Source organism: Vibrio sp. AH4, from assembly GCF_030710545.1.
Taxonomy (GTDB): Bacteria; Pseudomonadota; Gammaproteobacteria; order Enterobacterales; family Vibrionaceae; genus Vibrio; species Vibrio metoecus.
In genome coordinates this window covers 2,719,928-2,742,915 of sequence record NZ_JALAIV010000001.1, presented here as the reverse complement: position 1 = coordinate 2,742,915, position 22,988 = coordinate 2,719,928, and the positions used below count along the sequence as shown (strand labels likewise).

The 22,988-nt window shown below is 44.9% G+C and carries 23 protein-coding genes; 18 read left to right on the top strand and 5 right to left on the bottom strand.

Annotated features, from left to right (window positions below; genetic code table 11):
- Positions 1-22: 22 nt before the first annotated feature.
- Together lpxH and MKA69_RS12570 are read right to left on the bottom strand one after the other, a co-directional pair.
- Positions 23-763 (bottom strand): UDP-2,3-diacylglucosamine diphosphatase, encoded by a 741-nt coding sequence (lpxH, locus tag MKA69_RS12575; protein ID WP_305848165.1) that lies wholly within the window; start codon positions 761-763, stop codon positions 23-25.
- Between the two features lie 40 nt (positions 764-803).
- Entirely contained in the window at positions 804-1,298 is a 495-nt protein-coding gene (locus MKA69_RS12570) for a peptidylprolyl isomerase (protein ID WP_305848164.1), read from the bottom strand.
- A 145-nt stretch (positions 1,299-1,443) separates the two neighbouring features.
- On the opposite strand from MKA69_RS12570, the gene cysS reads away from it, so the two are divergent.
- The 16 genes from cysS to nadA all read left to right on the top strand — a co-directional run bounded on the left by cysS (position 1,444) and on the right by nadA (position 15,561).
- Positions 1,444-2,823, top strand: coding sequence for a cysteine--tRNA ligase (gene cysS, locus MKA69_RS12565; protein WP_305848163.1), 1,380 nt, complete (start codon positions 1,444-1,446; stop codon positions 2,821-2,823).
- 97 nt (positions 2,824-2,920) lie between these two features.
- A complete protein-coding gene (ruvC, locus tag MKA69_RS12560) occupies positions 2,921-3,442 on the top strand; it encodes a crossover junction endodeoxyribonuclease RuvC (protein ID WP_000111365.1) in 522 nt (173 codons plus the stop codon).
- Between the two features lie 97 nt (positions 3,443-3,539).
- Positions 3,540-4,154, top strand: a complete 615-nt coding sequence (ruvA, locus tag MKA69_RS12555) for a Holliday junction branch migration protein RuvA (protein ID WP_000580357.1) — start codon at positions 3,540-3,542, stop codon at positions 4,152-4,154.
- Positions 4,155-4,210: 56 nt separating this feature from the next.
- Positions 4,211-5,215, top strand: a complete 1,005-nt coding sequence (ruvB, locus tag MKA69_RS12550) for a Holliday junction branch migration DNA helicase RuvB (protein ID WP_000568496.1) — start codon at positions 4,211-4,213, stop codon at positions 5,213-5,215.
- A gap of 458 nt (positions 5,216-5,673) precedes the next feature.
- Positions 5,674-7,260, top strand: coding sequence for a cytochrome ubiquinol oxidase subunit I (cydA, locus tag MKA69_RS12545; protein ID WP_000568059.1), 1,587 nt, complete (start codon positions 5,674-5,676; stop codon positions 7,258-7,260).
- Positions 7,261-7,277: 17 nt separating this feature from the next.
- The gene (gene cydB, locus MKA69_RS12540) at positions 7,278-8,414 is read left to right on the top strand and encodes a cytochrome d ubiquinol oxidase subunit II (protein ID WP_000460770.1); all 1,137 of its coding nucleotides are present in this window, start codon (positions 7,278-7,280) and stop codon (positions 8,412-8,414) included.
- A 12-nt stretch (positions 8,415-8,426) separates the two neighbouring features.
- Positions 8,427-8,534, top strand: coding sequence for a cytochrome bd-I oxidase subunit CydX (gene cydX, locus MKA69_RS12535; RefSeq protein ID WP_000270285.1), 108 nt, complete (start codon positions 8,427-8,429; stop codon positions 8,532-8,534).
- Positions 8,527-8,832 carry a cyd operon protein YbgE gene (ybgE, locus tag MKA69_RS12530; RefSeq protein WP_055044443.1) on the top strand — a complete coding sequence of 102 codons (306 nt, stop codon included), beginning with the start codon at positions 8,527-8,529 and terminating at the stop codon, positions 8,830-8,832. The genes cydX and ybgE overlap by 8 nt, the downstream gene beginning before the upstream one ends.
- 168 nt (positions 8,833-9,000) lie before the next feature.
- Complete coding sequence (ybgC, locus tag MKA69_RS12525) at positions 9,001-9,408, top strand: tol-pal system-associated acyl-CoA thioesterase (protein WP_001091424.1); 408 nt, start codon at positions 9,001-9,003, stop codon at positions 9,406-9,408.
- The gene (gene tolQ / locus MKA69_RS12520) at positions 9,398-10,081 is read left to right on the top strand and encodes a protein TolQ (RefSeq protein WP_000123076.1); all 684 of its coding nucleotides are present in this window, start codon (positions 9,398-9,400) and stop codon (positions 10,079-10,081) included. Before ybgC ends, tolQ begins: the two co-directional genes overlap by 11 nt.
- A 3-nt stretch (positions 10,082-10,084) precedes the next feature.
- On the top strand, positions 10,085-10,528 hold the full coding sequence (tolR, locus tag MKA69_RS12515; RefSeq protein ID WP_000929540.1) for a protein TolR: 444 nt from the start codon (positions 10,085-10,087) through the stop codon (positions 10,526-10,528).
- A gap of 17 nt (positions 10,529-10,545) precedes the next feature.
- Entirely contained in the window at positions 10,546-11,616 is a 1,071-nt protein-coding gene (gene tolA, locus MKA69_RS12510; RefSeq protein ID WP_055034664.1) for a cell envelope integrity protein TolA, read from the top strand.
- Positions 11,617-11,629: 13 nt separating this feature from the next.
- A complete protein-coding gene (gene tolB / locus MKA69_RS12505) occupies positions 11,630-12,982 on the top strand; it encodes a Tol-Pal system beta propeller repeat protein TolB (protein WP_081022372.1) in 1,353 nt (450 codons plus the stop codon).
- Positions 12,983-13,013: 31 nt separating this feature from the next.
- Positions 13,014-13,532, top strand: a complete 519-nt coding sequence (pal, locus tag MKA69_RS12500) for a peptidoglycan-associated lipoprotein Pal (protein WP_001176616.1) — start codon at positions 13,014-13,016, stop codon at positions 13,530-13,532.
- Positions 13,533-13,547: 15 nt separating this feature from the next.
- Complete coding sequence (ybgF, locus tag MKA69_RS12495; RefSeq protein ID WP_000492448.1) at positions 13,548-14,321, top strand: tol-pal system protein YbgF; 774 nt, start codon at positions 13,548-13,550, stop codon at positions 14,319-14,321.
- A 178-nt stretch (positions 14,322-14,499) separates the two neighbouring features.
- Positions 14,500-15,561, top strand: a complete 1,062-nt coding sequence (gene nadA / locus MKA69_RS12490) for a quinolinate synthase NadA (RefSeq protein ID WP_000018293.1) — start codon at positions 14,500-14,502, stop codon at positions 15,559-15,561.
- A gap of 71 nt (positions 15,562-15,632) precedes the next feature.
- Here the strand turns inward: nadA and MKA69_RS12485 are convergent, their stop codons facing one another.
- Complete coding sequence (locus tag MKA69_RS12485) at positions 15,633-16,205, bottom strand: YecA family protein (RefSeq protein WP_305848162.1); 573 nt, start codon at positions 16,203-16,205, stop codon at positions 15,633-15,635.
- Positions 16,206-16,414: 209 nt separating this feature from the next.
- On the opposite strand from MKA69_RS12485, the gene cqsR reads away from it, so the two are divergent.
- Positions 16,415-18,616 (top strand): hybrid sensor histidine kinase/response regulator CqsR, encoded by a 2,202-nt coding sequence (gene cqsR / locus MKA69_RS12480; RefSeq protein ID WP_055033019.1) that lies wholly within the window; start codon positions 16,415-16,417, stop codon positions 18,614-18,616.
- Positions 18,617-18,918: 302 nt separating this feature from the next.
- Positions 18,919-19,371 (top strand): L-alanine exporter AlaE, encoded by a 453-nt coding sequence (locus tag MKA69_RS12475; protein WP_000647487.1) that lies wholly within the window; start codon positions 18,919-18,921, stop codon positions 19,369-19,371.
- A 116-nt stretch (positions 19,372-19,487) separates the two neighbouring features.
- On the opposite strand, the gene manA is transcribed toward MKA69_RS12475, so the two are convergent.
- Together manA and MKA69_RS12465 are read right to left on the bottom strand one after the other, a co-directional pair.
- On the bottom strand, positions 19,488-20,708 hold the full coding sequence (gene manA, locus MKA69_RS12470) for a mannose-6-phosphate isomerase, class I (protein WP_305848161.1): 1,221 nt from the start codon (positions 20,706-20,708) through the stop codon (positions 19,488-19,490).
- 61 nt (positions 20,709-20,769) lie between these two features.
- Positions 20,770-22,671, bottom strand: a complete 1,902-nt coding sequence (locus MKA69_RS12465; protein ID WP_305848160.1) for a fructose-specific PTS transporter subunit EIIC — start codon at positions 22,669-22,671, stop codon at positions 20,770-20,772.
- Positions 22,672-22,988: the final 317 nt, after the last annotated feature.

Here is a 22,988-nt window from a genome sequence, read left to right as displayed (position 1 = left end):
AAACACATTTATGAGTATGCATTCAATCATTTTGACTAAGCGATTTAGACAATAATTCGTAACCTGTTAGTTTAGAATAGACCAACACCGAACTTTGGCTATACCAATCGCCTAAAACAATTCGTGTTTTGGGAGTGAGGGCATCATCCATAATGGGATGAATAGCAGGCCGATGAGTATGACCATGAATCATCAAGTCAACCTGATGATATTGCATGACTTTCAGCACTTCACTTGGTGTAACATCCATGATTATCATGGACTTATGTTGTTTCTCATCTCGAATGTCGGTTTGTACTTTGCGTACAATACGTTGACGTAGAGAGAATGGGAGGCATCCAAATAAGCGTTGGAGCCAAGGCTGATGCACTTTGGCTCGGAAGGCTAAATAGCGCGTATCCTGCGTGCAGAGAGTGTCACCATGCAATATGACGGCTTTTTGTCCGTATAAGTCAATCACTGCCTCTTCAGGTAATAGTTGAATACCAGTTTCCTGAGCAAAGGTTTTTCCGACCAAAAAATCGCGATTGCCTTGTGTGAAGTAGCACGGCACTCCTTGTTGCGTTAGCCGGCGAAACTCCGCTTTGATTTGTTGCGCAAATGGCGTGGGGTCATCATCACCAATCCAGAAATCAAACAGGTCACCAAGGACATAGAGCGCATCGGCATTGGGTGCTTCTTCACGCATGAAATGGATGAAACTGCTTGTGATATCAGGTCGGTTAGGGGATAGGTGGAGATCAGAAATAAATAATGTATGCATCTTTCACAACAAAAGGAGCGCCTAAGCGCTCCTAATTAATTTAAGCTTCGATGGTGATGCTAGTGATCATCACTTCGTCTAGTGGCACATCTTGATGCATGCCATAAGAACCTGTGCTAACACCTTTGATCTTGTTGACGATATCCATGCCTTCAACCACTTCACCAAACACACAGTAACCCCAACCGTCACGGCTTTCAGAACGGAAGTCGAGGAAAGTGTTGTTATTCACGTTAATGAAGAATTGTGAACTGGCTGAGTGTGGGTCCATAGTACGCGCCATCGCAATGGTACCTACTTTATTGCTCAGACCGTTGTTTGCTTCGTTACGGATTGGATCGCGAGTTTCTTTCTCACGTAGACCTGAAGTCATACCGCCACCTTGAATCATGAAGCCGTCAATCACGCGGTGGAAAAGAGTGTTGTCGTAGAAGCCTTCACGGCAGTATTGCTCAAAGTTTGCGCTAGTTTCAGGCGCTTTTTCAAAGTTGAGCTGGATTTTGATGTCACCAAAATTGGTATGCAGGGTGATCATGAGTTTTACCTTCGCATTTATCAATGGAGAGCAAGAGTTTAGCCTAACTTTTTCTGCATTCAAAACATCAAATGGATGACCTGACAATCTTTGAGTTGTTATACTGTCCGCCGTTTATAATTTTGATGGTAATCAGATAGAGATCATGTTGAAGATTTATAACTCACTCACAAGACAGAAAGAGGAATTTAAGCCAATCGTTGCCGGTAAAGTGGGCATGTATGTGTGTGGAGTCACTATTTATGATCTCTGTCATATCGGACATGGACGGACGTTCGTCTCTTTTGATGTCGTAGCGCGTTACCTTCGTTACCTCGGTTATGATTTAACTTTTGTCCGTAACATTACTGATATCGATGACAAGATCATCAAACGTGCCGCTGAAAATGCAGAGACGTGCGAATCATTAACCGAGCGGTTGATTCAGGAAATGTATGCGGATTTTGATGCGCTGAACATCAAGCGCCCAGATGTAGAACCACGTGCAACCGCCTACATCGAAGAGATCATCGCTCTCGTTGAGCGCCTGATTGAGCGTGGTTTTGCTTATGTAGCAGATAATGGCGATGTGATGTTTGAAGTCGGCAAATATGATGAATATGGCAAGCTTTCAAAGCAAGACCTTGATCAGCTTCAAGCCGGCGCGCGCGTGGATGTCGAAGCGGCCAAGCGTAGCCCATTGGACTTCGTGTTGTGGAAAATGTCTAAACCGGGCGAACCCACATGGGAATCACCATGGGGACCGGGGCGTCCTGGCTGGCATATCGAATGTTCCGCGATGAACTCGTCCATTTTGGGTAACCATTTCGATATTCACGGTGGGGGCTCAGATTTGCAATTCCCTCATCATGAAAACGAAATCGCACAATCTTGCTGTGCTCATGGTACCCAATACGTCAACACATGGATGCACAGTGGCATGGTGATGGTCGATAAAGAGAAAATGTCTAAATCATTAGGCAACTTCTTCACTATTCGCGATGTGCTTGGTCACTATGATGCGGAAACTGTTCGCTATTTCTTGATGTCTGGCCATTACAGAAGCCAACTGAACTACAGTGAAGAAAACCTTAACCAAGCCCGATCTTCGTTAGAGCGTCTTTATAATGCACTGCGTGGACTCGATCGCAGCGTGCCTGCTGCCGGTGGTGAAGAGTACCTAAGTCGCTTCACTGCAGCGATGAATGATGACTTCAATACTCCTGAAGCTTACTCAGTGCTGTTTGATATGGCACGTGAGATTAATCGACTCAAAAGTGAAGATTTGACCAATGCCAGTGCTTTGGGCAGCTTGATGCGCGAGTTGGCTGACGTTATTGGTATACTTCACCAAGAACCAGAGAGTTTCTTCCAAGGTAGCGCGGAAGATGAAGACGCGGAGCAAATTGAAGCATTAATCAAGCTACGCAATGATTCTCGTGCGGCGAAAGATTGGGCGAAAGCTGATATGGCACGCGATAAGTTGAATGAAATGGGCATTGTTCTTGAAGATGGCCCTAACGGCACAACGTGGCGCCGCAAGTAACCAACGACAAAACAAAGAGAGTGGGCGAAAGCCCACTCTCTTTTTGCAGGCTCGCTCTCGTAGCGCGTTAAGATACATTAAATAAGGCAAACAGATTATGTCTGTCATTTTAGGGATAGATCCCGGTTCGCGAGTGACTGGGTATGGGGTGATTCGGCAGCAAGGGCGACACCTCATCTATCTAGGTAGTGGTTGTATTCGAACCTCTGAGCAAGAATTGCCCTTACGCCTCAAACAAATTTATGCGGGAGTGAGTGAAATCATCACCCAATTCCAGCCAGATGTATTTGCTATTGAACAAGTGTTCATGGCAAAAAATGCTGATTCAGCATTAAAGCTTGGTCAAGCGAGAGGCAGTGCGATTGTGGCAGCAGTAAATGCAGAGCTTCCGGTTTATGAATACGCGGCAAGATTAGTTAAACAAGCAGTCGTCGGTACTGGCGCTGCAGATAAAAGCCAAGTTCAACATATGGTACAGCAGATGCTTAAACTGCCGGGAAAACCGCAATCAGATGCCGCAGATGCTTTGGGGGTGGCAATTTGTCATGCCAATACCAACAAAACGCTGATTGCTCTTGCTGGTCAGGCAACGAGCGCCCGTAAAGGCCGTTATCGTTAAGCTGAGTTTGATTACACGAGCATTTTACTGGCTATCCATCCAGTTATTGATTATCATCCGGAACATCTTTCTTTCCCCCAATAATAAGGAAACACAAGTGATTGGACGTCTTCGCGGTACGCTGATTGAAAAACTACCTCCTCAGATTTTGATTGAGGTAGGTGGAATTGGTTACGAAGTACAAATGCCGATGAGCTGTATTTATGAACTGCCGAATATTGGGGAAGAAGCCATCATTTATACCCACTTTGTGGTTCGAGAAGATGCACAGCTACTTTATGGCTTTAATACCGTTAGTGAACGCGCTCTGTTTCGTGAAGTGATTAAAGCCAATGGTGTAGGGCCGAAAATGGGGCTTGCGATTTTATCTGGAATGACGGCCAATCAGTTTGTTTCTTGTGTGGAAAAAGAAGACATATCTACACTGATCAAACTGCCGGGTGTTGGTAAGAAAACCGCGGAAAGGTTGGTTGTTGAAATGAAAGACCGCCTAAAAGGGTGGGGCGCTGGCGATCTCTTTACCCCAGCGACAGATGCAGCCCCTATCGATTCGGTGCCAATGATGGCACAAAATGCCCAAGAGGAAGCCGTGAGTGCTCTTCTGGCACTTGGTTATAAACCACCACAAGCTTCAAAAGTCGTTTCTCAGGTTGCGAAAGCCGGAATGAGTTGTGAGGAATTGATCCGTGAAGCACTTAAATCAATGGTGTAAATTCAATATAAGCCCGTGTAATGAGTGCTCTTACTCACTAGGTCAATAGAGATTATATGATAGAAGCCGATCGCTTAATTGCCCCTGTTAACCACAGCTTCAAAGATGAAGAAGTGATTGATAGGGCGATTCGTCCTAAAAAACTTGCCGATTATCAGGGGCAAGACCACGTGCGTGATCAGATGGAAATATTCATCATGGCGGCACAACAGCGTCAAGAGGCATTGGATCACTTACTGATTTTTGGTCCCCCAGGTCTTGGTAAAACAACGCTAGCAAATATTGTAGCGAATGAGATGGGCGTTAATATCCGTACCACTTCAGGTCCGGTATTAGAAAAAGCCGGTGATCTGGCCGCATTATTGACGAATCTTGAAGAAAACGACGTTCTTTTTATTGACGAAATTCATCGCCTTAGCCCAATGGTAGAAGAAGTGCTTTATCCGGCAATGGAAGACTACCAGTTGGATATCATGATTGGTGAGGGGCCTGCTGCACGTTCAATCAAAATTGATCTTCCGCCGTTTACGCTCATTGGAGCAACAACCCGCGCAGGTTCGTTGACATCACCATTGCGAGATCGCTTTGGAATTGTACAGCGCTTGGAGTATTACAACGTTGCTGACTTGCAAAACATTGTCCAGCGTAGTGCGCACTGTCTTGGGCTTTCGATGGATGGTGAAGGTGCGCTTGAAGTCGCTCGCCGGGCTCGTGGTACGCCACGTATAGCCAATCGATTGTTACGCCGAGTAAGAGATTATGCGGAAGTCAAAGGTAATGGACACATTTGTGCGGAAACTGCTGATAAAGCGTTGAACATGCTTGATGTTGATCACCAAGGGTTTGACTATATGGATAGAAAACTTCTGCTGGCTATTATGGAAAAATTTTCAGGTGGGCCTGTTGGTCTGGATAACCTGTCTGCAGCAATCGGCGAAGAAAAAGATACGATAGAAGACGTGCTTGAGCCATTTCTTATTCAACAAGGCTACTTACAACGCACTCCACGTGGCCGAATAGCCACAGATCGAGCATATTTACATTTTGGTCTTGAAAAATAATGTTACAAGTCTCACTCAGCTTGCTGGGCGAGACTTTCTTTTTTGATAGAGATCTCATTTCTTATATTTCCTCCCTGAGCGCAATTGTTGGCTTTTACTAGCATTATGTTAATGCATTGGTCGCTTTCATTCTGGTTACATTGTTTTTTTTACGACTGGATAACACAAATGGCCAGCATCTTTTGATTTGGATCATTTTGTTTGTTTGTTGACCATTTTTCGGTGGCAAAACTTGATGTAGATCAAGGCGTAATTCTCCTATAAACCTTTTGAAACAAGTAGGTTTTGGCATTAGTATTAGACCTAGCTATATTAGCTGTAACTTAACAATTAACTAACCATACTGGTACATAGTTGCAACAACAAATGCTTTTTGTAGCAAGCTCTTATAGATTTTTTAACATTGCAGTTGTTGCCCTATGGCGAACGTGTCATTCAGCCGACACAAAGGAGTTATCATGATCGATGTCGTTGATTTATCGCGGTTGCAGTTTGCACTGACTGCGATGTATCACTTCCTGTTTGTTCCCTTGACTCTAGGGATGGCTTTTCTACTGGCTATCATGGAGTCGCTCTATGTCATGACCGACAAGCAGATTTACAAGGACATGACGAAGTTCTGGGGTAAGTTGTTTGGGATTAACTTTGCTCTAGGTGTGGCGACAGGCCTTACCATGGAGTTCCAGTTTGGTACTAACTGGTCCTATTACTCTCATTATGTAGGTGACATTTTTGGTGCTCCATTGGCGATTGAAGCACTGGTAGCCTTCTTCCTTGAATCTACATTTGTGGGTCTATTTTTCTTCGGATGGGATAGACTTTCTAAGCGACAACACTTAGTTGTAACTTGGCTGGTGGCATTAGGCTCTAACTTTTCGGCATTGTGGATCTTAGTTGCTAACGGTTGGATGCAAAACCCAGTTGGTTCAGAGTTTAATTTTGAAACGATGCGCATGGAAATGGTGAGTTTTGCAGAAGTTGTGCTTAACCCTGTTGCGCAAGTGAAGTTTGTTCACACGGTTGCTGCAGGCTACACCACAGGTGCGATGTTCATTTTAGGTATTAGTAGCTACTACTTGCTTAAAGGTCGTGATATTGCCTTTGCTCGTCGCTCATTTGCGATTGCTGCCTCATTTGGTATGGCTGCTGTGCTGTCTGTTATTGTTTTGGGCGATGAATCAGGTTACGAGTTGGGTGAAGTTCAACGCGTGAAACTGGCGGCTATTGAATCTGAATGGCATACCGAACCTGCTCCTGCTGCGTTTACTTTGTTTGGTATTCCAAACCAAGAAAAGATGCATACCGACTATGCGATTAAGATTCCGTTCGCTCTGGGTATAATTGCAACCCGTTCACTTGATGAACAAGTGGTTGGCTTGCGTGATCTGCGTGATGAACACGTAGAGCGTATCCGTACGGGTATGTACGCCTATGATCTTCTTGAGCGTCTGCGTGCAGGTGAGAAAACACCAGAAAATATCGCTGCATTCGACGAAGTGAAACATGATCTTGGCTACGGTCTTCTTCTGAAGCGCTATACCGACAAAGTGACAGATGCGACTGAAGAGCAAATCCAAGCGGCGGCGGATGATTCGATTCCCACAGTATGGCCTCTATTCTGGTCATTCCGTGTCATGGTTGCTTGTGGTTTGATTATGCTAGTGGTCTTTGGTGCTGCCTTTATCCAAACCTGTCGTCAGAAAATTGAGCAGAAAAAATGGGTACTTAAAGCGGCACTATTTAGTATTCCACTGCCTTGGATCGCTGTTGAAACAGGTTGGTTTGTTGCTGAATACGGTCGTCAACCATGGGCGGTTGGTGAAATTCTTCCTGTGAACGTTGCGGCTTCAGCATTGAGCGCAGGTGAAATTATCACTTCCATGCTAGCCATTCTTGCTCTCTACACAGCGTTTTTGATTGCTGAAGTGTACTTGATGGTGAAATTTGCGCGTAAAGGTCCAAGCAGCCTGAAAACCGGACGATACCACTTTGAACAAGGCTCTGAGTCTGTTCAAGATCAAGTCAACCGCCAAGTTGAAGCATAAGGCAAGGAGATACAACCATGTTTGATTACGAGATCTTACGACTCATTTGGTGGGTGCTGATTGGTGTACTCCTAGTGGGTTTTGCTATCACCGATGGTTTTGATATGGGCGTCGGTGCCTTAGTTCCTGTTATTGGTAAAACCGATACTGAACGTCGAGTGATGATTAACTCGATTGCACCACACTGGGATGGTAACCAAGTGTGGTTAATTACCGCAGGTGGTGCTCTGTTTGCCGCATGGCCATTAGTCTATGCCACATCATTCTCTGGCTTTTATCTAGCGATGATTGTGACACTGGCTGCACTTTGGCTGCGTCCGATTGGTTTGGACTACCGTTCAAAAATTGAAAGCACTAAATGGCGCAATAACTGGGATTTGGCTATTTCAGCTTCCGGCTTTATTCCACCAGTAATCTTTGGTGTTGCGTTTGGTAATTTACTGCAAGGTGTACCATTCCAACTGAGTGATTTCTTGATGCCGACTTACCATGGTTCATTCTTTGGTTTGCTCAATCCATTTGCTCTGTTGTGTGGTTTAGTTAGCTTGTTCATGACCTTGCTACAAGGTTCTGCATGGTTACAGATGAAAACCACAGCCAATGTGCATCAACGTGCTCGTACAGTTTCACAGTTGACTGGCCTACTGACAGCGGTGTGCTTCGTGGCAGCAGGTTTCTGGATCCAACATATTGATGGTTATGTACTTGTCGGTGCTATTGATGGCAATGCGGCATCGAACCCACTGAATAAAGAAGTCGTTCGTGAAGCTGGTGCTTGGCTGCGTAATTTTGAACAAGTGCCAGTATTGTGGTTAGCTCCAGCGCTTGGCGTATTCATGCCATTGCTTGCTGTACTTGCATCACGCATTGATAAAGGTGGTTTAGCATTCTTAGCTTCAAGTCTAGGTAACGCAGGCGTTATCTTTACGGCCGGCTTTGCGATGTTCCCATTCATTATGCCTTCAAGCTTGAATCCATCGCATAGTCTGACCATGTGGGACTCTACATCAAGTATGTTGACACTTGAATTAATGACAGTGGTTGCGGTTGTTATGGTGCCAATTATTTTGGGTTACACCATTTGGAGTTACTACAAAATGTTTGGCCGTCTGGATGATAAATTCATCGAAGACAATAAGAATTCACTGTACTAAGGAGCTGTTATTATGTGGTATTTCGCATGGATTCTTGGCGTATTGCTCGCTTGTGCTTTCGGAATCATTAATGCTCTTTGGTTAGAGCACACAGAAATGATGGATAAAGATAGTGAGTAATTGGTCTGAAAAGATCCCTCTCTATCATCAAATAATCGATAAGGCCTTGTTTAAGGCCTTATCTTTATTGCTCGGGTTTTATAATACAGCCATGGTGATGTGGGATCCGAATAGTTATGCTGATAGAGTCGGTGGTTTTAACGCAGTGATTGCACCTCTGATGATCTGGGCTATTTGTGCCAGTATGATATTTGGTATTGGTTTCAAACCACGTTACTGGTTATGGCAGATCATTTTTAGCCCTTATATTTCGATGACGATATTAGGTTATCTCACCGTGATTCAGTTCATAAACTAGATGGTTTAATAGGATTGATGACCTTTTAATCAGATTGGCGCTGTGATTTTGAGGCAGCGCCAATTTTTTATCATTAGATAAGAAAACTTTGTACGCTCTTGTACTATCTTGAGCGAGTTGCGCTATAGTAGCAGCCATTCCTCGGTATATGAGATTTTTACCCAAACCATGAACACTTTTCGTTGGCCAGTCACGGTGTATTACGAAGATACTGACGCTGGTGGAGTGGTTTATCACGCAAACTATCTAAAATTCTTTGAAAGAGCTCGTACTGAAATGCTGAGAGCTGTTGGTGTTAACCAACAAGTTCTACTAGAACAAGGTACAGGCTTTGTAGTCAGACATATGGAAATTGATTTTCTTAAAGGGGCAAGATTAGATGACCACCTTGAAGTAATCACCACCGTGTCCGAATTAAGAAAAGCTTCCTTAACCTTCTGTCAGGAACTCGTTAATCCTGAGGGTCGAGTGTTGTCTAAAGCAACGGTTAAGGTAGCATGTATTGACAATGAGAATATGAGGCCAAAGGCGTTGCCTCAATTAATCAGTTTGGAGTTTAACTGCAGTGACTGCTGATATTTCATTTCTTGACCTTTTTTTACAAGCGAGCTTCCTCGTAAAAATGGTAATGCTCACGCTGCTAGGTATGTCTGTTGCCTCATGGGCGGCAATCATCAAGCGCAGTAAAATCATCTCTGCGGCAGAGCGTGAGGCCGATACATTTGAAGACCGTTTTTGGTCTGGTATCGATCTAGGTGCTCTCTATCAAGATGTCAAAAAACGTAAAGATGATATTTATGGCATAGAAGAAATCTTTTATGCCGGTTTTACCGAATTCGCTCGTTTACGCAAAACTAACCCAAGTGCGCCAGATTTCGTTATGGAAGGCACAGGGCGAGCAATGCGTGTAGCCGTCGCTCGCGAAGTCGACTCGCTTGAAACCAGTTTGCCATTTCTAGCAACAGTCGGTTCTATCAGCCCATATATCGGTCTATTTGGTACAGTGTGGGGTATTATGCATGCCTTTATTGCATTGGGTGAAGTGAAGCAAGCAACACTTGCCATGGTTGCACCAGGCATTGCTGAAGCGCTGATTGCTACCGCGATTGGTCTTTTCGCTGCAATTCCTGCCGTCATGGCCTATAACCGTTTAAGTAATAAAGTCAGTAAGCTTGAGCATAATTACGCTACTTTCTCGGAAGAGTTCCATACTATTCTTCATCGTCAAGCGATGGCAGGTAGAGAGTAACATATGGCTGGCTATCAACCTAAAAAGCGGGAGATGAAAGCAGAAATTAACGTAGTTCCCTATATCGACGTTATGCTCGTTCTGCTAATTATCTTCATGGTAACGTCTCCCTTTGTTACACAAGGGGTTGATGTAGAGTTACCAAAAACACACTCCGCAAAATCGGCACAAGAAATGGCGGGTGATAACAGTGATTCCAGCTTTATCATTGTCGAGGTTGATAAAGAGGGTAATGTTGGTTTGAGCGTCAATGATGAAGAAGTTCAACGAGGTCTATCGCTTCAAGATGTGATAGTCCGAGTGAAAGCTGAATTATCGCTTAAACCTAATTCACCTGTTGCAGTGGGGGGTGATGCTGCCACACCGTATGCAGAAATCGTTTTGGTATTGGACGAGTTGAGTCAAGCTGGCATTCCCAAAGTAGGGCTACTCACGGACCTTAAGTAACAGGTTTAACACTGAGCATGAAAGAGAATAAGTCCAGAAAAAGTAATGATGCTAAATCGATAACTATTTCGCTGGCTATGCATGGAGCTTTGGTGGTGATTCTGCTTTGGGGCGCCGATTTCACCATGTCTGATCCAGAACCGACAGGACAGATGATTGAAGCGGTGGTGATCGATCCTCAATTGGTGCGTCAACAAGCTCAACAGATCCGCAGCCAGCGTGAAGAAGCGGCGAAGAAAGAGCAAGATCGATTGGATAAGTTACGCCGTGAAAGCGAGCAGCTTGAGAAGAATCGACAAGCCGAAGAGGAACGCATTCGCCAATTGAAAGAGCAGCAAGCTAAAGAAGCCAAAGCTGCGCGTGAGGCAGAAAAGTTACGAGAGCAGAAAGAGCAAGAGCGATTAGCCTCTGAACAAAAAGCACGTGAAGAAAAAGATCGTGCGGCAAAAGCCGAGGCTGAACGCAAAGTTAAAGAAGAAGCCGCCAAAAAAGCAGAGCAAGAACGCGTAGCGAAAGAAGCCGCTGCAGCGAAAGCTGAACAACAACGTATTGAACGTGAAAAAGAAGCTAAACAGGCAGAAGAAAAGGCAAAGCGTGAGAAAGAAATTGCTGCCAAAGCGGAGCAAGATCGTTTAGCCAAAGAAAAGGCTGCGAAAGACGCCGCCGAGAAAGCGAAGAAAGAAAAAGAAAAGGCCGCTAAAGCGGAAGCGGATCGCAAAGCCCAAGAGGCAGCTCTGAATGATATCTTTGGTAGCTTGAGCGATGAAAACCAACAAAATAATGCTGCAAAACAACAGTTTGTGACTTCTGAAGTGGGCCGTTATGGCGCAATTTATACACAATTGATTAAGCAAAATTTGTTGGTAGAAGACAGCTTTCGTGGAAAGCAATGTAGGGTCAACTTACGGCTGATTCCAACAGGAACTGGCGCCTTACTTGGCAGTCTAAGTATTCTTGATGGTGATAGCCGTTTATGTGCGGCAGCTAAGAGAGCAATCGCACAAGTCGGTACATTTCCGCTACCTAAGGATCAGCCAGACGTAGTGGAAAAACTGAAAAATATTAATTTAACCGTAGCACCTGAATAAGGAAGGAAGGCTTGTGTTTAAGCGATTAGTTTTTATTTTGATGCTCATCGGCACTAGCATGACAAGTGTCGCTAATGCTGCATTAGAACTAGTGATCACTGACGGTATTGATTCGGCACGTCCAATAGCGATTATTCCCTTTAAATGGGAAGGTGGGACTAAGTTACCAGAAGATATTTCTGGAGTGATTGCCTCAGACTTGCAGCGCAGTGGTAAATTTAGCCCTGTGCCAACCAGTAAAATGCCGCAGACACCCTATAGCGAAGAGCAAGTGAACTTTGGTAAATGGACGTCATTGGGTGTTGACTCGCTATTGACGGGTACCATTGCACAAAACGCCGAAGGCAGCTATGTGATCAGCTACCAGTTGGTAGATATTGTACGTGGTCAACTTACTCAAGGGCAGAGCAAAGCACTCTCTTCAGATGGTCAACTGGTACTTTCCAAAGATCACGTCTTGTTTAATAAAGTTGCTACAGTGCCAGCTTCACGTATGCGTGAATATGCTCATCGTATCGCAGATTTGGTTTATGAAGAACTCACAGGTGAACGAGGCGCGTTTCTAACACGTATCGCTTACGTTGTGGTCAATGATAAAGATCCATATCCTTATCAATTGAGAATCTCCGACTACGACGGTTATAACGAACGTCTAGTTTTGCGCTCAAAGCAGCCGCTTATGTCACCAGCTTGGTCTCCTGATGGTCAGACGCTTGCCTACGTCAGTTTCCAAAACGGACAAGCCGAAATTTACATGATGAACATCTATTCTGGGCAACGTGACAAGCTGACGTCATTCCCACGTCATAATGGTGCACCCAGATTCTCACCAGATGGTAAAACACTAGCGCTGGTTTTATCAAAAACTGGTAATTTACAGGTCTACACGATGGACTTAGCTACACGTCGCTTAAAAGAAGTAACGGATGGCCGAGCCAATAACACCGAACCATTCTGGCACCCAGATGGTAAATCATTAATTTTCACCTCAGATCGGGGTGGTAAACCACAGATTTATCAAGTAAATTTATCCGACGGCGCAACCAAGCGTATAACTTGGCAAGGCAGTCAAAATCTGGGTGGGCAAATTACACCAGATGGTAAATTCTTGGTGATGGTGAATCGTAGTGATTCCGGCTTCAATCTCGCGAAGCAGGATTTAGAAACAGGGGCAATGCAGATTCTAACAAAAACCTTGTTAGATGAGTCCCCAAGTATTGCGCCGAATGGTGGTATGGTGATTTACAGCTCCATCTACAATAAGGCCAACGTCTTGTCGATGGTTTCCATTGATGGGCGCTTTAAAGCAAGATTACCGGCAACCAATGGACGTGTTCGTGCGCCAGCCTGGTCACCGTTTTTATAACAAGTAACTGTTTAATAGAAAGGAATATAAAATGCAACTGAACAAAGTTCTTAAAGGGCTATTGATTGCGCTACCAGTTTTAGCCGTTACCGCTTGTAGTTCAAGCGATGACGCAGCGAACTCAGGTTCTCAAACTAACCAAGCAGCAGTTTCTACTGTTGACTCAAATGGTCTGAATGCACAAGGTCAACTGACTGAGCAAGAACTGAAAGAACAAGCTCTGCGTGAAAACCAAACTATTTACTTCGCATTCGACAACGCAACTATCGCGAGCGATTACGAAGCAATGCTGGCTGCACACGCTGCTTACCTAGTGAAAAACCCAAGCCTGAAAGTGACTGTTGAAGGTCATGCTGATGAGCGTGGTACTCCAGAGTACAACATCGCACTGGGCGAGCGTCGTGCTCAAGCAGTATCTAAGTACCTAGAAGCTCTAGGTGTTCAAGCTGGCCAAATCTCTATCGTTAGCTACGGTGAAGAGAAGCCTCTAGTACTAGGTCAATCAGAAGAAGCGTACGCGAAAAACCGTCGTGCAGTTCTGGTTTACTAATTGAGGTGATGCCTCATGTTCAGTAACTTAAAGCACCTTGTCATGCTGATGTTACTGGCAAGTGCAGCGAGCTATGCGCTCGCTGCACCCGCTCCAGTATCTGATTTAGGTAGCAACGGATCCAGTGGTTCTGCGAGTGGTTCGCGGAATTCTGAAATTGAACGGCTAGAACGTTTACTCGAAAGCCGTAATCTCATGCAGTTGCAAATGCAAAAGCAACTCGATGATATGGCACTTGAAGTCAATGAGTTACGGGGCCAAATTGAAAAAAACAACTACGATATGCAACAGATGTTGCAACGTCAACGTGAGTTGTTTGTAGAACTTGATCGCCTACGTGGTGAACTCAAAACGCCTTCTGCTGCAAGCCAACTTCCGGTGAGTGGTAGTGATGATGCTGCACAAGGTACTTTTAGTAGCGATGCGAATGAGCAAGCTGCTTATCAGAATGCCGTTGATCTGATCCTTAAAAAGCGTGATTACGCAGGTGCAATTGCTGCATTCCAGAAGTTTCAGACTGACTATCCCAATTCAACCTTTTCCGCTAATGCAAGTTACTGGTTAGGTCAGCTCTATTTTGCTAAGAAAGATGACAAAGAAGCGGCGAAAAGCTTTATTGCCGTTGTTTCTCAGAAAGATTCAAATAAGCGGGCTGACGCATTGGTTAAGTTGGGCGATATTGCGAAACGTAATAACAATGCCGAACAGGCGCGGAAATTTTATCAACAAGCCATCGACGAATATCCGGATAGCGCTTCTGCTAAAATTGCCAAAGAAAGTCTTAAATAGTACTTCAATACAAGAGCTGCATTAGCAGCTCTTGTTCGTTTTACACTGATATTATGTTCAGTCACCCGTCCTTTTAATCGCTATTAGTCTCTCAACCATTGATGCCATTCGATTTTGCTTGAAACTTTATTTAGGGTGTACAATGCGCCGTCTAAGGAAGTTGTGTAGAGCAAAAGCAATGAGCCATATACTCGATACTATTAATACAGTTTATCCATTTCCCCCTAAACCAACGCCTCTTACGTCGGAGGAAAAGCAAAGCTATATTGCGGAGATAAAGCAGCTTCTGGTTGCAAAAAATGCAGTATTGATTGCCCATTACTATACCGACCCTGAAATTCAGGCGCTGGCCGAAGCGACAGGTGGATTTGTGGGGGATTCACTGGAAATGGCCAAATTTGGTAACCGTCATCCGGCAACGACTCTTATTATTGCGGGGGTCCGTTTTATGGGGGAGTCGGCGAAAATCCTGACTCCAGAAAAATGCATTTTGATGCCGACGCTTGAAGCTGAATGTTCATTGGATTTAGGTTGTCCTGCCGATAAGTTCACGGAATTTTGTGATGCGCATCCTGATCACACTGTCGTGGTGTATGCCAATACTTCTGCCGCTGTTAAGGCACGCGCTGACTGGGTGGTGACCTCTAGCATTGCGCTAGAAATAGTTGAACATCTTGATGCGGAAGGAAAGCCGATTATTTGGGGGCCAGACCGTCACCTCGGTTCTTACATTGAGAAGAAAACGGGCGCTGAAATGTTGCTTTGGCAAGGCGAATGTGTGGTTCACGATGAGTTTTCTGCTGATGCATTGCGCAAAATGAAAGCACTCCACCCCGATGCTGCCATTCTAGTACACCCTGAGTCACCATCGAGTGTGGTTGAGCTGGCGGATGCGGTCGGTTCTACAAGCCAATTGATTAAAGCCGCAAAAACATTGCCCCAACAGAAGATGATTGTGGCCACGGATAAAGGCATCTTCTTTAAAATGCAGCAAATGGTTCCGGAAAAAGAACTGATTGAAGCTCCAACAGCAGGGGCTGGGGCAACTTGTCGTAGCTGTGCTCACTGTCCTTGGATGGCGATGAATGGCTTGCAAGCGATTGCGCAAGCGCTGCGTGAGGGAGGAAAAGAACATGAGATTTTTGTTGATGAGGCTTTAAGAATTAAGTCTTTGATCCCATTGAATCGCATGTTGGATTTTGCAGAACAGCTTAATTTGAAAGTGAAAGGTAACGCGTAAGTTACTTTGGAGCAAAATGCCCATCACGTTAGATGGGCATTTTCTTATGGCATGAATCTGAAGATTTAAGCTTATTGGGCTTCTGCTAAATTGACGCCACGTTGTGTGATGCCACATAACATGACTGGAATCGCGTGGTAAATCTCGGCGAATTGTTCTAATCCTGTAAAGCCTTGCTCATAAAGTGTGACGATGGAAGTTTCCGGATCATAGAGCATGCTGAATGAAAGCAGTACACCACCTAACAAAGTATTGTCAGAGCTCTGTTCTGGCATCAGAACTTCCCAATCGTCGCGGGCTAGCTGCCAGCCTTGCAGCATACCTTCACAGAAATCACGAACCTCTTGATTGACGATCTCTTCATCATCCAGTATGTAGCCAGCAGGCCACTGCCATTGACCTTCCAACAACTGGGGACGGGTTTCATTCCAAAGATTAATGATCTCTTGAAAGTAATGCTCAAGCTGTCTTGCATCCGTAAACGGTGCTGTTTCTTCGCCTCCCCATAAGAAGGGTAACCACTCTTCTGGAGGTAATACGTTTGGACAACAAGCCATTGAGGTGACAAAACCAACCGTTTTTGCATGGTTGAGCAATTTATCTTCTAATTCGGGCTGTTGAAGAATTTCTTGTAAGGTCTGCATGAGTTCAATGGGTTAAAAAATCAGTGTGATGATTCTATCTTGAAAGCATGGTGAGAGCACCCGCTTGTTGGTTCAGTGAAGGATAAAGTCACAATTTGATCCGCGAGAGTGTTACATAGTGCGCAAGTCGATGGAAAATACCGCAGAAAACCGAACTGGCAGGAATTATTTCGCTATAATTTTGTAAACAAAAAGTAATTCAGTTGGTTATGGCTATTCGCTCCTCGCTTAAAAAGAAAAGTATTCTAGCGCTCACCATTTATCTGGCTTTCTTCCTCGCGATTGTAGGAACGCTAAGCTATTGGGGGCTTGAAGTCCCATTTCGTAAGGAGTTGAAGAATAATCTTGCCCTGAGAGCGGAGTTGCTCGCGACTCAAGTGCGTGAGCCGCTGAATAACTCAATCGGTGTACTACAAAGTGTCACCAGCATTGGAAAAAGCGCAACGGATAAGCAAGAGCAGGAACGCATGTTACGCTCGTTGTTCTCGGTGGTTGGCGGGGTCATTATCAGTGGTGGTTTGTGGCCGGATCCCAGTTTGTCTACCGATGAAGCATTACGGTATGACAGCTTGTTTTTCAACAAAGCGGTGGATGGTCACATCGATCAATTGATCTCATGGAACAATCCTCAAGCGGGGGGGTATGACAAAGAGAGTTGGTACCTCGCAGCAGAACATGAGGCTGAAGGGCTTTATTTTTGGTCCCCTGTGTATGTTGATGCCTACACGCGAGTAGAGATGATTACCGTCTCCACCCCATATTATCGAAATGGCGTATTTGCAGGTGTCGCAACAGTGGATTTATCACTGGATGGCTTGATTAAATTTGTTGCTGCAACGGCAGAGCAATACAATTTGGGCGTCAATCTTAAAGATGCCTTCGGAGTTGATATTGTTTCTCATAATTTTCGAACTTATGAACATGCGCTAGTGAGTTATCACAACTTTGGTGAGTTTAACTGGCAGATTGAAGTGGTCAATGCCACTCAACATGTTGATGAAATCATTTTCAATTTAATCATCGATATAGAAAAAAGATTGATGCCGATCCTACTACTGTGCGTAATGGTAGGGTATTTCTTGATCAACCATTATTGGATCCGCCCGATCGTGATGATTGCCAAGAAAGTCAGTGAATCGGGAGAAGGCGAAATCATTGATATTCGCTACCAATACCAAGATGAAATTCGCCATCTCATTGATACTTTTAACCAGAAAACCATTTACTTAGAAGCTGAGAAAGTCAAAGCTCAAGCGTCAACTAAAGCCAAAAGTGCTTTTTTAGCAACGCTTTCGCATGAAATTCGTACACCGATGAATGGGGTTCTCGGCACCGCGCAGATATTACTCAAAGATGAACTCACCACAAAACAGCGGCAACATCTAACCAGCCTTTATGAGTCAGGTGAACACATGATGTCGCTTCTTAATGAAATTCTGGACTATTCAAAAATCGAGCAAGGCAAGTTTGAGCTAGATTATAGCCCGTTCCCATTACGCTCTATTATTGGCAGTATCAAAAGTATTTATTCCAGCCTCTGTTATGAAAAGGGACTCAAATTTCAGCTCCACTCGGAGATCAGTGATACGCGTTGGTATTACGGAGATAAAGCTCGTTTACGACAAATCGTCTTTAACTTACTGAGCAATGCCGTAAAGTTCACTGAAAAAGGCTTCGTTTCAGTGGGTTTGATGGAAGAGAAAACCCATGATGGAAACTACCTCACCATTAAAGTTCAAGACAGTGGGATCGGGATTGCCCAAGAGGCATTGGGGCGTATTTTTCAACCCTTTGAACAAGCTGAGTCTCATACGACCCGCCGTTTTGGTGGAACGGGTTTAGGGCTAGCGATTGTTAAGCAGATTGCTGAATTGATGAATGGTAGCGTTGTCGTGCACAGTGAAGTGGGGCGCGGCACCTGTTTTGAAGTGAAAGTGAAGCTCTCCATCACAGAGCCTATCAAAGAAGAATTTAAACCAACGAAAGCCAAAACATATCCAGGGTTACGTGTGTTGATCGTGGAAGATAACCGCACCAACATCATGATTCTAGAGGCTTTCATGCGCAATAAAGGCTTTGAATGCCAAAGTGTAACGGATGGCGAACAGGCTATTGTGGCCTTGCAACAAGGTCAATTCGATTTGGTTTTAATGGATAACCACATGCCGTTAAAAGATGGGATTCAAGCTACACGAGAAATCCGCCAATTGTCTTCGCCACAGTCCAATATCCTACTTTTTGGTTGTACCGCTGATGTGTTCAAAGAGACGAGAGATCGCATGATCGCAGCCGGTGCTGATGACATCATTGCTAAACCGATTGCAGAGCATGAGTTGGATTTCACGCTTGAACAGCATTATGAGCGCCTCTATCAATACCATCCCGAATGTTTATCGGCAGTTTCCGATTAACCCCATCCTATTTCTATTCACCCAGTGTGGTTGGGCGATAACATCGCGTTGTCACATGTAATTAAATTACCAAAATTAAACCCACTAACCGATGTGTTATTTCAAAAAGCCAAAAACTAGCTATAGATGCTACTTTGGTTTCATTTTCTGGTTGTTTATTTACCTGTCGCGTTCAAAAACAAAGCCTAAAACTAAAAATTATATGATTTAATAGCACCATAAACTGCCATATAGGATTAATGGCAGTTCCATGTCTGGCTATGGTTGTGAAATTGTAGTGATATATTTTATAGGGGATGTAAATGAAAGCACGTGGTCCATTCTGTATTCGTCATGCAGCGGCAGATACTTTTGCGATGGTTATATTTTGTTTTGTAACAGGCATGATTATTGAAATTTTTGTGTCTGGGATGACGTTTCAGCAATCATTAGCGTCTCGAACCCTTTCTATTCCCGTTAATATCGCGATTGCTTGGCCGTATGGTGTGTTTAGAGATTATATCCTGCGCCAAGGGCGCAAAATTTCCCCAACGGGTTGGATGAAAAACCTTTCCGACCTTGTCGCTTACGTTCTCTTTCAATCCCCAGTTTATGCGGCAATTCTATTTACTGTAGGCGCCTCGACCGATCAAATTGTCACAGCGGTAGCGACTAACGCATTAGTGTCTTGTGGTATGGGCGTGCTGTACGGTTATTTTCTCGATATGTGCCGTCGCTGGTTTAAAGTTCCTGGGTATACCATCTCTGAAGGTTAGTGGGGTTAAATACTCGCTCCGTAGGTTGATCTACTGGTTAATTCGGCCAATTTCAGTTCCCCAAAAATCAAGCAGTCAGATCTTGGGAATGCACGAAATTGGCCTATTCGTTAACACTAGGCGCTAAACGCTCTTGCCACTCGGCCATTACACGTAATGGTGTACTGCTCTGCATAAGCAGGGATAAAGACGGACTGTCCTTTTGCTACAAGGCATTGCTCGCCATTTGCATGTTGCAACATCATCGAAGAATCGAGAGGCAGCACAATTTCCGCACTCCGAACGCATATTGCTTGCTGAGTCGCTTGCGGGATGATGGCAAATTTAAAATCGGCAACTGGGATTGGATATTGTTCACTTCCCTCAATCATCTCGGGCTTAAGGCGTAATTGCTCAAAGGGCTTATGTTTGAACTGAGTACACGCCACCAACTCTTCAATATCCATGTATTTTGGGGTCAGGCCTGCGCGCAACACATTGTCTGAGTTGGCCATAATCTCAAGGCCCGTTCCGTGCAAATACGCGTGCGGCGTTTCTGCATCTAAAAACATGGCTTCGCCCGGCTGTAAGGTAATCACATTGAGCATCAGAGGGGCGAACAAACCGATATCGTTGGGATACTGCTTTTCTAATTCGACGATCAATTGAAAAAGAGGCAGATCTATCTGTTTTGCTTGGTTCATGAATGTTTCAAGTGCTCGGTTTTTAGCTTCTCCCTTTAATGACAGGAGTCCCCAGAAAAAGTGGCTCAGGCCTTGCGCTGTCGGGTTTGCTTGGAATGCCTTTACCAGAGGTTGCAGCTCATCTATCGCTAATTCAATAAAGTAGCTAAGGATTTCCTGATTGGTACGAAAGCCATTCATGGCTTGGTATTCGGTGAGGGCATAAACCAACTCGGGTTTGTGATTCGGGTCTTTGTAATTTCGATGAGCCGCTGTGAGCGCAATGCCTAATTGTTCCTCTCGGGCAAAGCCTCGTTCCGCTTGCTGTTTGTTCGGATGGACCTGAATGGAGAGTGCATTTTCTGCAGCTAAAATTTTAAACAGATAAGGAAGCTCACCGAATTGTTGTGCAGTATGTTCACCCAGCATTAAGCTTGGATTTTGCGCGATAAAGGCAGAAAGCTTAACGTTTTGACCGTTGATAACCAGGCATGAACAGCCGTTAGGGTGTGCGCCCATCCAAAGTTCTGCTTGCGGCTCCTGATTTGAGTTTTCGATTGCAAATAGCTGATGCAAAGCCGTTTTACTGCCCCATGCGTAGTTTTGAATTGGATTGATCATCGGGAAGAACACCGCCTCTGATTGGGCAGCATCCTGAGTTTGAATCTGAGTCATTATGGTCACCGTTAGAAAGATGGCTTGAGTGAATCCTCAAGCCATAACGAGGAAGGGAGAATTAAGCCGCGGCGGCTTCAAACTTTTGCGAACGGATTTTTTTGAGTGTCACACACGTGATGGCCGTGACACCTGCACCGGCAGCCATACAAAGTAGGGCAAGCAGTGGGTAGTTCATTGCACCTAACAGAGCAACCACGGGGCCGCCATGCGCCACGCTATTGGTGATGCCAAAAGAGAATGCCATGACAGCGGCAACCATCGAGCCCAACACGTTGGCCGGAATGACCGACATAGGATCTTGCGCCGCAAAAGGAATCGCGCCTTCAGAGATACCGACTAAGCCCATCGCCCCTGCGGCTTTACCGGCTTCAAGCTCAGAAGACTCAAACAGTTCGAGCTTACGACCCATCGCTGTCGCTAGTGCCATACCGAGCGGAGCAACGGGAATTGCGCAGGCCATGGCACCCATAAATTGGGTTTGGCCACTGGCAATCATGCCGACAGAGAACAAGAACGCGACTTTGTTAAAGGGGCCGCCCATGTCAAACCCCGCCATACCACCGAGTACGATGCCGAGCAGAATGACGTTGCCTGAGCTCATGCTGGTCAATAGGGCCGTGAGGCTATCCATCAAGCTCGCAATGGGCGCACCAATAACGAAAATGAACAAGCCAGCAATAAATAGCGATGCGGTGATTGGTGCGATCATGATCGGAACGAGTGGCTGAATGAACTTGTGGTAGTTGATTGAGGTGATCCACTTAACGAAGTAACCAACAAGCAAGCCTGCGATAATGGCCCCAATAAACCCCGTACCTGCGTCAGCACCATAAAAAGAGCCGTTGTTGGCAATCCATCCACCAATCAAGCCCGGAGTGAGCGCAGGACGATCGGCTATTGCGTAGGCGATGTAACCGGCAAGGATAGGGATCATCAAGGTAAAGGCCACAACTCCGACTTCGAGGATTTGGTTCCACATGCTGCCTGCGGGAATCGCCATGCCCGCTTCAGTAGGCTCACCACCTACCGCTAGTGCCAGTGCAATCAAAAGTCCACCTGTCACCACAAATGGGATCATGTGTGAAACGCCATTCATCAAAAAGCGATACAAATCAGAGCGGGCTTGTGAGGCCTTGTTGGCCACGGACTGTGTTTGCGTACTTTCTACTCGGTAACTTGGCGCACTTAACGCTTCATTAATCAGCTTTTGTGCATCACGAATTGGCGCTTTCACATTTGTTTTTATGAGGCGTTTTCCGGCAAAACGAGCCATGTCGACTTGCTTGTCACACGCCACCACAATGGCTTCAGCGCGTTCAATGTCTTCTTTGCTTGGGCTGTTTTTTACCCCAATCGAGCCGTTGGTTTCCACTTTGATCTGATAACCCAAAGCGGCTGCCCCTTTTTCCAGTGCTTCTGCTGCAAGGTAAGTGTGGGCAATACCCGCCGGACAACCAGTAACACCGATAATCAGCCCTTTGCTTTTGGCTGGGTTTGTCACTGGTGAAGAGGTGGATTTTTTCAGCAATAGCGCCAGTGCTTGCTCTGGGCTTTTGGTGTTGAGAAAGGCCTCGATAAAACCTTCTTCAATCAGTTTGGAAGAGAGTTCTGCCAAGACTTCAATATGGTGGTTATCACCGCCATCGGGGGAGGCGATCATGAAAAAGAGTTTGGATGGCAAACCATCTTCTGCGCCATAGTCGATACCTTGTCGGCTGACACCAATCACGACGGCAGGTTGAGTCACGGCCGCACTTTTGGCATGAGGAATAGCCACACCATCTTCAAATCCGGTATTACCTAATTCTTCACGTGCTTGAATATCGTGTAAGAAAGCCGCTTTATCTGAAATTTTCCCTTGGTCATGCAGGATCTTTATCAGTTCTTCAAATACGGCTTGTTTGGAATTCGCTTGCAGATCAAGCTGAATTAAATCGGCATTAATTAATTGGTTGATCATGGAGACCTCTGTACATTTTATTTTTATATCAGAGGCATTCTTTAATTTTTTTGTTGTTCTGATTAGTGAAGAAATAGAACATTCACTGGAAGATTGTAACAGTGTTGTTTGAGTGTGATTTAGATCTCTTAGTCTCTGTGTGGGGGTTTGGCTCGCTTGAAATCAATCATTTGTGAGTAAAATTCTTATAATTCATTTGTTTGTATTATGTTTGTTATTATTCAACATAGGAAGTGGTGCTAGAGAATTGGTGCTAAAACTAGATTATTGTATCATTCGTGGCTGATTGTGATGTTGTTCATGGAGACTCGATATCA

Excerpts from the sequence above, each read along its gene's own strand:
- lpxH (WP_305848165.1), bottom strand. The coding sequence starts at position 763 with ATGCATACATTATTTATTTCTGATCTCCACCTATCCCCTAACCGACCT.
- MKA69_RS12570 (WP_305848164.1), bottom strand. The coding sequence starts at position 1,298 with ATGATCACCCTGCATACCAATTTTGGTGACATCAAAATCCAGCTCAAC.
- cysS (WP_305848163.1), top strand. The coding sequence starts at position 1,444 with ATGTTGAAGATTTATAACTCACTCACAAGACAGAAAGAGGAATTTAAG.
- ruvC (WP_000111365.1), top strand. The coding sequence starts at position 2,921 with ATGTCTGTCATTTTAGGGATAGATCCCGGTTCGCGAGTGACTGGGTAT.
- ruvB (WP_000568496.1), top strand. The coding sequence starts at position 4,211 with ATGATAGAAGCCGATCGCTTAATTGCCCCTGTTAACCACAGCTTCAAA.
- cydA (WP_000568059.1), top strand. The coding sequence starts at position 5,674 with ATGATCGATGTCGTTGATTTATCGCGGTTGCAGTTTGCACTGACTGCG.
- cydB (WP_000460770.1), top strand. The coding sequence starts at position 7,278 with ATGTTTGATTACGAGATCTTACGACTCATTTGGTGGGTGCTGATTGGT.
- cydX (WP_000270285.1), top strand. The coding sequence starts at position 8,427 with ATGTGGTATTTCGCATGGATTCTTGGCGTATTGCTCGCTTGTGCTTTC.
- ybgC (WP_001091424.1), top strand. The coding sequence starts at position 9,001 with ATGAACACTTTTCGTTGGCCAGTCACGGTGTATTACGAAGATACTGAC.
- tolR (WP_000929540.1), top strand. The coding sequence starts at position 10,085 with ATGGCTGGCTATCAACCTAAAAAGCGGGAGATGAAAGCAGAAATTAAC.
- tolA (WP_055034664.1), top strand. The coding sequence starts at position 10,546 with ATGAAAGAGAATAAGTCCAGAAAAAGTAATGATGCTAAATCGATAACT.
- pal (WP_001176616.1), top strand. The coding sequence starts at position 13,014 with ATGCAACTGAACAAAGTTCTTAAAGGGCTATTGATTGCGCTACCAGTT.
- ybgF (WP_000492448.1), top strand. The coding sequence starts at position 13,548 with ATGTTCAGTAACTTAAAGCACCTTGTCATGCTGATGTTACTGGCAAGT.
- nadA (WP_000018293.1), top strand. The coding sequence starts at position 14,500 with ATGAGCCATATACTCGATACTATTAATACAGTTTATCCATTTCCCCCT.
- MKA69_RS12485 (WP_305848162.1), bottom strand. The coding sequence starts at position 16,205 with ATGCAGACCTTACAAGAAATTCTTCAACAGCCCGAATTAGAAGATAAA.
- cqsR (WP_055033019.1), top strand. The coding sequence starts at position 16,415 with ATGGCTATTCGCTCCTCGCTTAAAAAGAAAAGTATTCTAGCGCTCACC.
- MKA69_RS12475 (WP_000647487.1), top strand. The coding sequence starts at position 18,919 with ATGAAAGCACGTGGTCCATTCTGTATTCGTCATGCAGCGGCAGATACT.
- manA (WP_305848161.1), bottom strand. The coding sequence starts at position 20,708 with ATGACTCAGATTCAAACTCAGGATGCTGCCCAATCAGAGGCGGTGTTC.
- MKA69_RS12465 (WP_305848160.1), bottom strand. The coding sequence starts at position 22,671 with ATGATCAACCAATTAATTAATGCCGATTTAATTCAGCTTGATCTGCAA.